Consider the following 13,092-nt stretch of genomic DNA (forward strand, 5'->3'; position numbering starts at 1 on the left):
ATGAGCCTAAAACTTGGGGATGTCGTACCCAACTTTACCCAAGCCTCTTCCATGGGGGAAATCAACTTCTATGAGTGGGCAGGGGATAGCTGGGTTGTATTGTTCTCCCACCCAGCGGATTACACCCCCGTTTGTACGACAGAACTGGGCGAAGTGGCGCGGTTACGCTCAGAATTTGAGAAGCGCAATGTCAAAACCTTGGCCTTGAGTGTGGATAGTGTGGAGTCCCACCTCGGCTGGATCAAAGACATTGAAGAAGTCAACAACGTCAAGGTAGATTACCCAATTTTGGCAGACGAAGATAAAAAAGTCTCCAACCTCTACGACATGATCCACCCCAACTCCCTCAACAACCTGACGGTGCGCACGGTCTTTATCATTGACCCCCAAAAACGCCTGCGCTTGACCTTGACCTATCCCGCGAGCACGGGGCGTAACTTTGCTGAAATTCTGCGGGTGATTGATTCGCTGCAACTGACGGACAACTACAGTGTGGCCACCCCCGTCAACTGGCAAGAGGGTCAGGAGTGCGTGATTGTGCCTTCCCTCAGTGATGAAGAGGCGAAGCAGAAGTTTCCCAAGGGCTTCAATGCCGTTAAGCCCTATTTGCGGTTGACCCCTCAACCCAACAAATAGCCTAGATTAGCCTAGACAAGTTATGGCGACACCCTGAACTGCTCGGGGTGTTTTTTTGTGCCTTGGCAGCATCCCAAGATAGGATAATCTTGCACAGCAAAACCAAGGAAAGGAATAGAGGCGGAATGCAGCGCTGGATACTTTGGCTCTTGATACCCCTTGTGGTCTGTTTGAGTGGATGCGTCCAAGCAGATATGGTCATCCAGCATCAGGGACAAACGGGGGGGAGCCTAACTTACATGCTGACGCTGCCCCAACCCGATCTCCCTTTTACAGAACAGGTGATTCAGCAGGCGCGCCGCTTGGGGGGAGTGGTCAAGGAACGGGATAAAACCCATCTTCAGGTGACGATTCCCTTTGACACCAGCCAGCAATTGGCCACTGTCCTCAACCGCATCGGTGGTGTGCCCTATCTTCCCCAAGTCACTGCTGAGGCGGATATTTTTGACCAGAACTTGTTGCTCTTTGTGCGGGAGCGCTTTCGCTATGACATTGATCTGCGCCCCTTGGGTATTGAGTCCCGTGATCAAGCGGTTCTTGTGGCACCGCAGTCGCTCCTGAAGTTTCAACTGGCCCTAGAAACCCCGTGGGGGGCACGCCCAATTGAGCGCCCAGCCACTACTGCTGATACCGTGGTCAATCCTCATGTTCAGCGGGGGGGCGATCGCCTGACTTGGACATTGATGCCCGGTTATCTCAATCACCTAGAGGCAGCCTATTGGTATCCGAGTCCCTTGGGTTGGGGCACACTGGCGATCGTGGGCTTGCTGGTGTTGGGCAATTGGTTACACACTCGCCTGCCTAGGAGTCATTCAACTTAGAGTCCCATGAGATGGTCTGGCCCGCCGCAGAGTTGGCAACGGTATCTTGCCTATTTAATAGCGGGGCCTCTGCTTGTCCTCAATCTCTGGGTGGCGGAGCAAGTTTACCTCTATTTTGAATATCCGATTAATCTCCTTGTCATTGCCGCCATCTTGGCTTTTTTGCTCAATCAAGTGGTGATTCGCCTCTGTGCTCGTGGTTTGCGGCGGCGGAATGCGATCGCCCTAGTGTTACTGATTACCCTTTTGGTGGTCAGTGTCTTGATGCTGTTGCTGCTCCCCCTTGCCATTCAACAGGCGGAAGAACTCCTGAATCAACTGCCAGAGTTAGCGGATACGGGCAATCAAAATTTGCGCCATCTGGATCAACTGCTGCGCCGCTACCGCTTTCCTGTGGGGGTGAATGACTTGATGGAAGAGCTGACGATCCAGATCAAAGGGATTGCGGCTATGTTACCGGGTGTGGCGATTACAACGCTGACTAAATTTGTTGATGTGCTACTCGTGCTCATCCTAACGGTGTATATGCTCTTTTATGGCAGTGACATTTGGCGCGGACTGATGAAATTGGTGCCCAAGCCTTGGCGACAGGTGGTGGATTACTCGTTGCGGCTGAATATTCGCAGTTTTTTCTCGGCACAGCTTTTTTTAGGGCTATTTATGTTTCTTGCCCTGATTCCCTTTATGATCGCCTTCAAGGTCAATTTTGGCTTTCTCTTTGCCTTGATCATTGGTGTTGCCCAGCTTATCCCTGTGGTGGGGGCAACCTTGGGCATTGGCTTAGTGACACTGCTCATCCTCTTTCAGGATGCGTGGCTGGCTTTGAATATTTTCGTGATTGCTGTGGTCTTGCAACAGATTAAGGATAACGTCCTCACCCCGAAGTTGCTGGGGGACTTGATGGGACTCAATCCCCTCTGGCAGTTTATTGCGCTGCTCATTGGCGGACGGGTGGCGGGTTTCTTGGGCATCTTGCTGGCCATTCCCCTAGCCGCAACGCTGAAAACCGTCCTCGAGTCTGAGCCTGTCGAAGACACCTAACTGACATCGGGCGAACGAAACGTTTTGATCACTGTACACACCCCATGCCCACAGATGTTCATCATTACGGCATTCGTGGCTCCGCCAATCACGCCACTCACAAGGGGAACGGCTCGCGCAGGCAGGGTGAGACTTTTACTCGAGGCCTTGCCAAAAATCTGCCGCAGGAGAGGACGGGGAAGCTGCCTGAAGACCGCCATCAGCACTTGGGATAAATTTTTCTGGGCAGCCCTTCGGCCAAAGGTCTTGAAGATTTGCCGACAAAATTGGGTGCCGAAGTGGTTTGCCAGTTCAGCGGCAGTAACCCCCAAGGCAGTAGGAATCAGCATTATCAAGACATCCTCATTTATAGGATCCAAGCCGTGGATGGTGAACAGCGCCGCTGCCAGCTTGATTTGGGCATGGTAAAAGTAAGCAATGTCGAGGGGCACGCCAGCCCAGCCCATGACGCCAGTGGCGACTCCAGAACCTACTGACCAGAGGGTGGCTTCATAAATTGCGTGGTTGGCCATGCGATCGCGATCGCCCCCCCAGCGAGGATCACGAAGAAATTCGTACCCCCATTGCCGCCCCTCTTCGATAGCAGGGAGCATGAGCTTGAGCAACCAATCGGGGGGAAAGTTGCTCTCAGCGCCAGATGATAATGCCACATTCATAGGTTTACCAAGGAAGCAATAGAGTTTAACGAGAAAATAGGGTCAGGGTGGTGGTCGTCGAATTGGGGCGAATGGCCAAGCCCAAGTGAATCAGGGCAGTTTCCACGGCATTGGCGCGATCGGCAAGCACCTGCCAACTGTTGGCTCGCACCCCATAGCGTTCACGAAAATAAGTCTGAGCGGCTCGAAACCGCGGAAAGGCTTTTTGCAATCGAGCCACTGTCCATGGCTGCGCCCCTAGTACTATCGGCTGGGGAGCGTGGTTTTCCAGTGCTTGGGCTTTTTCCACCAGAAGGTCACTGGCGATCGCCAGCAGCTCCCCATAGTTGCGACGAGAGGCGCCAATCGCTGTCTCTAAATCCTCAATCAGTCCCATCTGCGTCGGACTCCAGTTGTCGGCCGTGGGAATCGCTTCCCTCTAAATCCGCTTCTAGGATACTACTCATTTTGTCGAGGAAGTCTTGAATGGGTTGGCGCCACAAAGCAGGCAACTGCTGTACGACTGCTTGACCCTGATCAAGGAAAAATTGCAACTTCTTCAGCCGCTTCAGCACATCCTCTAACATTTTTTGCGTTTCCAACTGCCGCTGGGCATTCGCCACAATCTGCCATTTTTGGGCAGTGATGCGCTCTTTTTCTTGCAAATATTGAATCTGTTGCTGCAACTGCTCCACCTGTACCGTCAAAGCAGCATTTTCAGTGTTCAAGGCAGCCTTTTCGGCTTCCAATTGTGAAAGTAACTCCAGATACGCCTCTTCGTTCTTCAGCTTCTGCTCTTCCAGTCGGCTGACTTCTTCTTCAAGGATCTCCACCCACTCCTGTAATTGCTGATTGCGAGTCTGGTAGGTATTTAGCTTCTCCTTAAGTTGATAAAACTCTTGGCGGGATACAAACTTGTGGCCATTGGCTTCAAAAAAATAAAAGCTCACTGCTTCGAGGTACTCAGCCTGAGCGGCTTCTAAATCCTGCAAAACCGGCAAGGCCAACTGCTTCAGTGTGTTGCAAATCGCTTTTCTGCGGAGTGCATGGCCATCCCCATGTCCGGTGAGGTTAACGCGCAAGTGGCCACGAACCGCTTTTGTCGGGTGTTTTCCCTGACCCTCTATAATTTCCCAGCCCCACTGGCGGGCAATTTGTTTCATTTCTCGTTTGCTGAGGATGCCCCGCTGTTCTTTGAGAAAGGCTTGAATTGCATCAATTTGTGATTGCAGGGTCGCTAACTCCCGAATCATGCCTGCGATTTGATGGGGATTGTGGCGCGACATATTCATAAGCACACTCCCAATGCTGGATGGTTCTAGTCATTTATCCATTGGTGAATTGCTGAGTATGCAGGCCAACCCCAATCATTTTCGGGATAATTATTTGGGCACCGCCGCCGTTAGTACCTCGTGTCCTTCGGGTGTGACTAGGACATCGTCTTCAATGCGCACGCCAATACCGCGCCAGCGATCGCCAATCTCCGGCTGACCCTCAGCAGGCGTTGCCTCAGGATGAATATAAATCCCTGGCTCAACCGTCAGCACTTGACCCGGTTGCAGTGTGACCCATGTTTCCTTGTTGTGCTTGTAGAGACCAACATCATGGACATCGAGACCCAACCAGTGACCGGTGCCATGCATAAAGAAGGTGCGATATTTCTGGGTATTGTTCTCTTTGCCTTCGTTGATCAGATCATCAATCGCCCCCCGCAGCAGGCCAAGGTCAACCAGACCCTCAACGATTACCCGTACCGCCGCATCGTGGATTTGATTGTAGGTATTCCCCGGTTGCACTTGCTCAATGGCGGCTTTTTGGGCAGCGAGGACAATATCATAGATTGCCTTTTGCTCACCGCTGAACTGGCCACTCACAGGAAAGGTGCGGGTAATATCAGCGTTGTAGTAGCGATAGGCACAGCCGGCATCAATTAACAGTAAGTCTCCTGCTGCCATTTGCCGTTGGTTCTCGGTGTAGTGAAGCACACAGGCATTCGGACCCGAGGCAACAATCGAGGGATAGGCCGGGCCATCGCCCCCCCGTAGGCGAAAGAGATGCTCCATCTCCGCCTGAATTTCATATTCCCAGCGTCCGGGGGCAGCCACTTCGCGGGCACGCTGATGGGCTTCGACAGTGATGGCGATCGCTTGGCGCATCAAGGCCAATTCTGCTGCCGATTTAATTTGTCGCATCGGTGCCAAGAGAATACTGGGATCGGCGATCGCTCGAGGACCTGTGCCCCGTTTTGGCAGTGTCGTCAGCAGGCGCTGATAGTGCTTGAGAATGACTTGATTAAAGCGCTCATTGTGACCAAAGTGGTAATACAGCGGATCCCCCGTCTCCAAATAGCGAGGGAGGTGCTGCTCTAGCTCACCAATGGGATATACGGCATCAGCGCCTAATTGCTCCTTGGCTGCTTCTACCCCAAGGCGTGCCCCTGTCCAGATCTCTTGGCTGAAATCCTTGGGCTGCACAAAGAGGACATAGCGATGCTCACTGTGGTTTGGCGCAAAAACAGCAACGGCCTCTGGCTCATTAAAGCCGGTGAGATAATAAAAGTTACTTTCTTGGCGAAAGTTGTAGTCCACATCATTGTGCATGATGGCGCGCGGGGCACTACAGAAAACAGCGACACCCGTGCCCAATTTCTCTAAAAACTGCTGCTGTCGTTGCTGGTACTCTGCTTTCATCGCGCCTTGCAAAGTGGGTCAACCCTTGGGAATGACGACCCTGAAGTGGTTTGGTGGGGGCGGAGGGACTTGAACCCTCACGACTTGTTTAAGGTCAACGGATTTTCATCCTCCTGCCGCTTTCGCGACCACCCCTTGGGTGTTGAGGATTGGACTCTCCCTTTACCCGCGTAGAGGATCTACGGTAGGGTAGCTCCCGTCGAGTCTCTGCACCTTCCGTTTCCAGTTTGGGGTTGAGAAACGGCTTGGCTCAGGATTGCCATATTTGCCCTATGGACAAACGTAGGTTTCCCTGAATTTGAGAGCATTCACTTAATAGATTTCTCTACTAAGGCTCAATTTCTTAAGTCCGCAGCGTCTACCATTCCGCCACGCCCCCTTAAGTACCGCTACTATACCACCTTGGCTTTGGGGGATGCAATTCCTACTAGCCTTGGTAATAAGCCCGCAAACCCTCAAGAAGTCGCTGATTTTCGCTGTCACGGCGCACCGCCACTCGGAAGTAAGAAGCGCCCAATTCGGGAAAGCTGCAACAATCACGAATCAAAATGCGATGCTTCTGGAGAAGGTAGGTTTGCAGGGGCAAAATGGAATCCCTTGCTTTGATGAGTAGAAAGTTTGCCTTGCTCTCGGTCACCACCTTCAGTTCGGGCACAGTATTTAAGGCCGCCGCAAAGGCATGACGCGCTGGCGGTAACCATGCCCACGTCTGTTCCTGAAAGGGGCGATCGCCCAAAGCTGTCACACCCGCAATGATCGCCAAGCAATTCACACTCCACGGATCTCGCCACGATCGCCAACCTTGCCAACGTTCTGGAGAAGACACACCATACCCTAGACGCAGACCCGCCAGACTATAGAACTTCGTCAGCGATCGCAGGATGATTAAATTGGGGTACTCAGGCACAGCCGCTATGAGAGACTCGCTCGCCGCCGGCGGCAAAAAGTCCATAAAGGCTTCATCCACGACCACTAAGGCACCCGTCTCTAGCAAGGGCTGAAGCTGATTCCGCGACCAGAGATGTCCACTGGGGTTATGAGGATTGTTAATGAGGATGGCATCTTCAGGGGTTAGGGAACGAGCGATCGCCCCAAAGCCGCTTTGCACCTGGGCTAGGGGAAGGGGCACCATCGGGCAAGCAAAAGCTGCCAGTGCCCGCCGGTAGTCAGCAAAGGCAGGAGTAATGAGATAAATCTGCTGGCGATCGCCACACTCACGCCCTACCCAAGTCAATAACTCAGCCGCGCCATTGCCCACCAAAAAATAATCCCTCGGTAGTTGATGCAGGGTGGCAAGAGCATCCACCAAGGGACGGCAATCGGGATCGGGATAGTCACGAATCGTGGGCAGCGCAGCCTGAAGGGCGGCTATCACTGAGTCAGGAGGTCCCCAAGGGTTGAGACTAGCGGAGAAATCCAAGATCTCATCGGGGGCACAGCCAGCGATCGCTGCCGCCCAAGCTAAATTGCCACCGTGGCGGGGGGGCATTCAGACTATTTTTTCTTGCCCTTGGCAGGCGGTTCAGGAGCCGCAGGCGGTGCAACTTTTTCTTTGAAGAGCTTCCCTGCTGAAAAGGCGGGAACGGTAGTTGCTGGGATTTGCATTTTTTCTTTGGTTTTCGGGTTGCGTCCTTCCCGGGCTTTGCGCTCCCGAGGTTCAAAGGCACCAAAGCCCACCAGTGTCACTTTTTCTCCCTTGGCCACGGCCTCCATGATTTCCTCAACGGTGGCTGAGATAATGGCCTCGACTTGCTTTTTGGTGACGTTGTTGGTGCTATGGGCACGACTAAACACAGCATCCACGAGTTCAGCTTTATTCATGGGGATAACTCCACAGAAACATTAAAGATTGTTAGTTGAGTAACAAATGGGTGAAAGGCACGAAACCCTTGCCTCTGCTTGCTTTCAAGCCTCATTCTAGAATAGCCAGACCCCAACTGGAACCCTGAAACCTTTAAGATATGTGGTTTTCAGGCACTTTTATCCATTAGAAATCCCGTAAACCCTTGATTCATCAGCCTTTTAGCCTATTCCATCCTCTTTGCAAGGATGGTTTGGGGCAGTGACAGTTGTTAGAAAAATTAACAAATTGCGGCGTCCCAAGGCCTGAATATCGCCCCAGAGAACAAAAAAAGCCCCATGGATGAGGCGATGGGGCATTCACAAATTTAATGAATTTAATGCTTCGATTCAGAGGATTTGATCACAGCGTATTGGCGATGAGCCATCCCCTAGGCATCATCCAAGGCGGCAATACCGGGCAGTTCTTTGCCTTCCAGGAGTTCAAGGCTCGCCCCCCCACCCGTGGAGATGTGACTCATGCGATCGGCGACACCCACTTTTTCAACCGCCGCCACAGAATCGCCACCACCAATAATCGTCGAGACGCCCTCACTGGTGAGGTCAGCCAAACAGCGGGCGATCGCCTCTGTGCCCTTAGCAAATTGATCAAACTCAAACACCCCCATTGGGCCATTCCAGATCACTGTTTTGCAATCCTTGAGCGCCTCTTGGAAGAGTTTGACGGAAGCAGGCCCAATATCCAGACCCATCCAGCCATCGGGAATCGCTTCGATACTGACCACTTGACTATTGGCATCGGCGGCAAAGTTATCCGCCACCACGACATCTGTGGGTAAGAGCAACTCCACCCCTTTTTCTTGGGCTTTGGCTTCGAGGTGTTTGGCTAGCTCCAACTTGTCTTCTTCCACCAAGGATTTGCCAACATTCAGCCCCCGCGCTTTGTAGAAGGTGAAGATCATGCCGCCGCCAATCAGCAATTTATCCACTTTTTCTAAAAGGGCTTCAATCACACCAATCTTAGAAGAGACTTTCGATCCCCCCACAATCGCAGCCAAGGGACGGCGGGGATGCTCAATGGCATTTTGGAGATATTCCAGTTCTTTCTCAATCAAAAAGCCGGCCACGCAGGGACTGAGGTATTGCGTCACCCCAGCAGTTGAGGCATGGGCGCGGTGCGCAGTGCCAAAGGCATCGTTGACATAGACTTCTGCACAGGCCGCCAGTTGCTTGGCAAATTCAGGATCATTTTTTTCTTCCCCCGGATGGAAGCGCACATTCTCGAGGAGGCAGACATCCCCATTGGCCATTGCTTGGGTATGGGCCACCACGGCATCACCAATGCAGTCATCGAGCTTGGCCACAGGTTTATGGAGTAGTTCCGAGAGCCGCTGAGCGACAGGGGTGAGGCGCAGTTTATCATCCACGCCCTTGGGACGGCCAAAGTGGCTGACAAGAATCACCTTGGCGCCTTTGCTGATCAGGTCTTGAATTGTCGGCAGTGCGGCGCGGATGCGGGTATCATCGGTGATGACGCCATTCTCATCGACAGGAACGTTAAAATCAACCCGCACGAGGACACGCTTTCCTTCTAAGTCGGCAGCAGATAACTGCGCCACGGATTTTTTAGACACGCTAGAGCCTCCTAAATGCGTTAAAACGTAGATGATAGTACTAGGGGCATAACAATCCCGGCTAGCGATGGAGTGATGCGCTACAAATCCCTCACCTGACCCTCATTCTACCCAAGGGCGTGCCCTTCCACTTGACTCCAATGAGGTGAACTCTATGTTCAAAACCATTCTTTTTCCCATTGACCGTAGCCGTGATACCCAAGAAGCCATGCCCACCGTGGTTGAGATGGTGAAGCTGTTTCAGAGCCAATTGTTTCTGCTCTCGGTGGAGGAAACGCCAGAACCGGATGCGGAGCTAGAGGCGGCGATCGCCGAATTTTTGAATCGAGTGAAGGAAGCCTTTGCCCAACACGCGATTGTGGCGGAAACACTGCTGCGGCGCGGTAAGCCTGCCTTTGTGATCTGTGATGTGGCCGATGAGATCAATGCCAATCTGATTATTATGGGCTGCCGGGGAACGGGGCTGACCCCAGAGGGGTTTCAGGAAAGTGTCAGCAACCGCGTGATTAATTTGGCGCCTTGTCCGGTCTTGGTGGTGCCCTAGCGTAACTGAATCTTGCGGAGCTTAAAGTTTCGTCACAGGCGGCCTAGCCCTTGGGGCGATCGCCGATGATCAAGGAAAGTGAATGTGTTGTCTTGTGGTTGATCTGCATGCTGAATCCAACAGATGTGACGCCGACCGTGTTTTCCCCTGCTGCCGATCAACTGCAAGCCCTTGGGGTGTACGTGACCATCCATGGCCATTTCTATCAGCCCCCCCGCGAAAATCCCTACCTCAATGCCATTGAACATCAACCCAGTGCCCAGCCGTTCCACGATTGGAATGAGCGCATTTACTACGAGTGCTATCGCCCCAATGCCTTTGCGCGGATTCTCAACGATCGCGGTGAGGTCATTGATATTGTCAATAACTTTGAATACCTGAGCTTTAATATCGGCCCGACGCTCTTTAGTTGGCTCGAACGCTACGATCTCGAGGTCTATCAGCGCATTATTGAGGCCGATCGCCACAGTTGTCAGCGCTTCAATGGCCACGGCAACGCGATCGCCCAAGTCTATAACCACATGATTTTGCCCTTGGCCAACTATCGCGATAAACTCACACAAATCCGCTGGGGCAAGGCGGACTTTCGGCGGCGGTTTGGCCGCGAACCGGAGGGGATGTGGCTCGCAGAAACGGCGATTGACTATGAAACCCTAGCCGCCCTGATTCAAGAGGGGATTCGCTTTACGATTTTGGCGCCTTCCCAAGCCCAACGCTGTCGTCCCATTCTTGCCGACGGTGAAAGCGAGTGGATTGAAGTCAGCGGTAGCCAAATTGATCCGACACGTCCCTATCGCTGCTATTTGCCGGGGGGCGATCGCCAGCGGGATTACCTCGACATTTTCTTCTACGATGGCCCCATTTCGCGGGACATGGGCTTTAGTGATCTGCTCACTAGCTCGCAATTTCTAGCGGGACGGTTGGGGCAGGCCGTGCGCGGTGATCATCGCCCCAGTCAAATTATTGCCGTTGCCACCGATGGCGAGACCTTTGGCCATCACAAGTATGGCGGTGAAAAAGCCCTCGCCTATGCCTTTAAGGTGGAATTTCCACAGCGGGGCTGGCAGATCACCAACTTTGCCTACTACCTCAGCCTGTTTCCGCCGACTTGGGAGGTGGAACTCAAACCGGTCACGGCGTGGAGCTGTGCCCATGGCGTAGATCGCTGGCAGGACAATTGTGGCTGCGGTGGCGGGGGCGAGTGGCAGCAACTGTGGCGACGCCCGTTGCGGGATGCGCTGAACTGGCTGCGGGATGAGCTAATTGACATTTATGAAACCCTTGGGGTCGAGCTATTTCAGGATGTTTGGGCTGCCCGCGATGCCTATATTCAGGTGCTGGGCGATCGCGCCCCGGAGACCCTACACCGCTTTTTGGCACACCACCAACGCCGCCCCCTAAGTCACAGCGAGCAAATTGATGCTTTACGCCTGCTGGAGATGCAGCACCATGCCCTGCTGATGTTTACCAGTTGTGGCTGGTTCTTTGATGAACTCTCGCGGCCTGAGGGGGTGCAAATTCTCCGCTATGCGGCACGGGCGATCGAACTGGCAGGGGATGTCGCCGGCGTACAGTTGGAACCGGAGTTTATTGAGCGTCTGGCCGCCGCCCCCAGCAATGTGCCGCAGTTTGGCGATGGGGCAACGGTCTATCACCAGTTGGTGAAAACAGCTCAAATTAGCTTGCAGCAGGTGGCCGCCCACTATGCCATGAGTTCCCTCTTTAATAGCTACCCCCGCCAACATCAACTGTACTGCTATGAAATTGAGCAGGGGGATTATCATCTCCAACGCATGGGCAGCCTGACCTTGGCGATCGGCCAGATTCAGCTCACCTCGACGATTACAACCGAATCACAACTGCTGATCTTTGCTGTCTTGCACTTGGGGGGCTGGGATTTCCACTGTGCGATTCAACCCTTCCAAGGGCGGCGCGAATATAGCCAGATCAAGACCCATCTTCTGCAAGCCTTCCAACAGGGCAGTGCAGCACGGGTAGTGATGGCGATTACGGAACGCTTTGGCGGGGTGGCCTACAGCTTGGATGATCTCTTTGCTGAGGAACGACATCGCCTCATGGGGGTACTGGCGCGGGAAACCCTGACCCGCTTGGATCAGCTTTATACTCAAGTCTATCGCGATAACTACGGCATCCTGATGGGGTTTCAGCGGGATGGCCTGAGTGTGCCCCAAGAATTGCAAGTTGCGGCAGCGGTGGCGTTGACCCATCGTGCGATTAGCCATTTGCGGAGTTTAGAGCAAGACCTGAGCGATCTCGGTGATTTGCCCTTGGCAGATCTGCAAAACCATTTGGCAGAATTGGCGGCGATCGCCCGCGAAGCACGGTTGTTGGGCTGTCACCTTAGCCTTCAGGAGCAACAGCGACTCCTTGAGCAGCAAATTAGCACTGGATTGCGTTATCTTGCCCATCACCTCAACAGTGACACCCTGAGCCAGTTGAGTCCCCTGCTGCAGGACTTGATCACCATCGGCGATGCCTTAGGTTTGAACCTGAATCTGGATCGGGCACAGGAGCAGCTTTATACCCTGATGGGTGAACTGCGGCAAAAGGGCCTGCACCTCAGCGAGGGCGATCGGCGGCACCTACAAACCTTAGCCACCCGTCTCAAGGTGGATCCCCAGCTATTGGTTGCCCTCTCTTCCTAGGGAAGAATCCCCGTTAAATCCAGCACGAATCCGGGGAGCAGGTCTTCCCTAGAGAGGTGCCGAGGGGCGATCGCGACTTCGGGAAGCATTTGAGAACGGTAGATTTCTACCCGTTGATTTTGCGGGTCAATCAGCCAGCCCAGTTGCAGACCATTGTCCAGATAGTCACACATTTTGGCTGCCAGTGGCCGCAGATCATCACTGGCAGAGCGCAGCTCAATCACAAAATCGGGACAGAGGGGCACAAATCCTTGCCGTTGTTCGGGGGTCAAGGCGTGCCAGCGATCGCCTCGAATCCAAGCAACATCGGGACTGCGAATGGCGCCATTGGGCAGCTTAAATCCTGTCGAGGAGTCAAAGGCAACGCCCAATTGGGATTGTTGATTCCAGAGGTACAGTTGAACAGCGATTTGAAGATTGCGCCTGCCAGTTTCTCCACCTGTGGGGGGCATAATGATTAACTCTCCACGGGGCGATCGCTCCAGCCGCAGATCAGGGTTTTGGCGGCAAATTGCGGCAAACTGCTCATCGGTTAGTTCCAGCACTGGTTGTAGGGCGATCGTCAGCATGGCTGAGCAGCCTCTCATCGCATTGACACTACCCCAGTTCTAGCAGATGAGGAAAG

13 protein-coding genes are annotated in these 13,092 nt (G+C 53.4%); 5 read left to right on the forward strand and 8 right to left on the reverse strand.

The features are described 5' to 3' along the window. From KV190_RS11570 to KV190_RS11580, 3 genes are all read left to right on the forward strand, one after another. Complete coding sequence (locus KV190_RS11570) at window positions 1-636, forward strand: peroxiredoxin (RefSeq protein WP_149818527.1); 636 nt, start codon at window positions 1-3, stop codon at window positions 634-636. Between the two features lie 239 nt (window positions 637-875). Further along, a complete protein-coding gene (locus tag KV190_RS11575; RefSeq protein WP_460193496.1) occupies window positions 876-1,457 on the forward strand; it encodes a DUF3153 domain-containing protein in 582 nt (193 codons plus the stop codon). 6 nt (window positions 1,458-1,463) lie between these two features. Beyond that, complete coding sequence (locus KV190_RS11580) at window positions 1,464-2,498, forward strand: AI-2E family transporter (protein WP_460193497.1); 1,035 nt, start codon at window positions 1,464-1,466, stop codon at window positions 2,496-2,498. Here the strand turns inward: KV190_RS11580 and KV190_RS11585 are convergent. From KV190_RS11585 to KV190_RS11615, 7 genes are all read right to left on the reverse strand, one after another. Beyond that, window positions 2,495-3,148, reverse strand: coding sequence for a hypothetical protein (locus tag KV190_RS11585; RefSeq protein WP_460193498.1), 654 nt, complete (start codon window positions 3,146-3,148; stop codon window positions 2,495-2,497). The genes KV190_RS11580 and KV190_RS11585 overlap by 4 nt on opposite strands. Window positions 3,149-3,179: 31 nt before the next feature. Further along, window positions 3,180-3,530 (reverse strand): hypothetical protein, encoded by a 351-nt coding sequence (locus KV190_RS11590; RefSeq protein ID WP_460193499.1) that lies wholly within the window; start codon window positions 3,528-3,530, stop codon window positions 3,180-3,182. Then, window positions 3,517-4,425, reverse strand: coding sequence for a hypothetical protein (locus KV190_RS11595; RefSeq protein ID WP_460193500.1), 909 nt, complete (start codon window positions 4,423-4,425; stop codon window positions 3,517-3,519). Before KV190_RS11595 ends, KV190_RS11590 begins: the two co-directional genes overlap by 14 nt. A gap of 90 nt (window positions 4,426-4,515) precedes the next feature. Then, the gene (locus tag KV190_RS11600; RefSeq protein ID WP_460193501.1) at window positions 4,516-5,823 is read right to left on the reverse strand and encodes an aminopeptidase P N-terminal domain-containing protein; all 1,308 of its coding nucleotides are present in this window, start codon (window positions 5,821-5,823) and stop codon (window positions 4,516-4,518) included. 427 nt (window positions 5,824-6,250) lie between these two features. Then, a complete protein-coding gene (cobD, locus tag KV190_RS11605; RefSeq protein ID WP_460193502.1) occupies window positions 6,251-7,312 on the reverse strand; it encodes a threonine-phosphate decarboxylase CobD in 1,062 nt (353 codons plus the stop codon). A gap of 5 nt (window positions 7,313-7,317) precedes the next feature. Further along, window positions 7,318-7,644 carry an HU family DNA-binding protein gene (locus KV190_RS11610; RefSeq protein WP_460193504.1) on the reverse strand — a complete coding sequence of 109 codons (327 nt, stop codon included), beginning with the start codon at window positions 7,642-7,644 and terminating at the stop codon, window positions 7,318-7,320. 410 nt (window positions 7,645-8,054) lie between these two features. After that, window positions 8,055-9,257: a phosphoglycerate kinase gene (locus KV190_RS11615; RefSeq protein ID WP_310743688.1), complete on the reverse strand. Its 1,203-nt coding sequence runs from the start codon at window positions 9,255-9,257 to the stop codon at window positions 8,055-8,057. Between the two features lie 154 nt (window positions 9,258-9,411). Here KV190_RS11615 and KV190_RS11620 point away from each other — a divergent pair, with 154 nt between their 5' ends. After that, window positions 9,412-9,801: a universal stress protein gene (locus tag KV190_RS11620; RefSeq protein ID WP_460193506.1), complete on the forward strand. Its 390-nt coding sequence runs from the start codon at window positions 9,412-9,414 to the stop codon at window positions 9,799-9,801. Between the two features lie 107 nt (window positions 9,802-9,908). Then, a complete protein-coding gene (locus tag KV190_RS11625; protein WP_460193507.1) occupies window positions 9,909-12,467 on the forward strand; it encodes a DUF3536 domain-containing protein in 2,559 nt (852 codons plus the stop codon). Here the strand turns inward: KV190_RS11625 and KV190_RS11630 are convergent. After that, entirely contained in the window at window positions 12,464-13,036 is a 573-nt protein-coding gene (locus tag KV190_RS11630; protein WP_460193508.1) for a Uma2 family endonuclease, read from the reverse strand. The two genes, KV190_RS11625 and KV190_RS11630, sit on opposite strands and share 4 nt — an antisense overlap. Window positions 13,037-13,092: the final 56 nt, after the last annotated feature.

It is taken from the genome of Thermosynechococcus sp. FA-CM-4201 (genome assembly GCF_054689355.1).

Bases quoted from the DNA above. Each gene is read 5' to 3' on its own strand.
- KV190_RS11570 (WP_149818527.1), top strand. From the start codon at position 1: ATGAGCCTAAAACTTGGGGATGTCGTACCCAACTTTACCCAAGCCTCT.
- KV190_RS11575 (WP_460193496.1), top strand. From the start codon at position 876: ATGCTGACGCTGCCCCAACCCGATCTCCCTTTTACAGAACAGGTGATT.
- KV190_RS11580 (WP_460193497.1), top strand. From the start codon at position 1,464: ATGAGATGGTCTGGCCCGCCGCAGAGTTGGCAACGGTATCTTGCCTAT.
- KV190_RS11590 (WP_460193499.1), bottom strand. From the start codon at position 3,530: ATGGGACTGATTGAGGATTTAGAGACAGCGATTGGCGCCTCTCGTCGC.
- KV190_RS11595 (WP_460193500.1), bottom strand. From the start codon at position 4,425: ATGAATATGTCGCGCCACAATCCCCATCAAATCGCAGGCATGATTCGG.
- KV190_RS11600 (WP_460193501.1), bottom strand. From the start codon at position 5,823: ATGAAAGCAGAGTACCAGCAACGACAGCAGCAGTTTTTAGAGAAATTG.
- cobD (WP_460193502.1), bottom strand. From the start codon at position 7,312: ATGCCCCCCCGCCACGGTGGCAATTTAGCTTGGGCGGCAGCGATCGCT.
- KV190_RS11610 (WP_460193504.1), bottom strand. From the start codon at position 7,644: ATGAATAAAGCTGAACTCGTGGATGCTGTGTTTAGTCGTGCCCATAGC.
- KV190_RS11620 (WP_460193506.1), top strand. From the start codon at position 9,412: ATGTTCAAAACCATTCTTTTTCCCATTGACCGTAGCCGTGATACCCAA.
- KV190_RS11625 (WP_460193507.1), top strand. From the start codon at position 9,909: ATGCTGAATCCAACAGATGTGACGCCGACCGTGTTTTCCCCTGCTGCC.
- KV190_RS11630 (WP_460193508.1), bottom strand. From the start codon at position 13,036: ATGCTGACGATCGCCCTACAACCAGTGCTGGAACTAACCGATGAGCAG.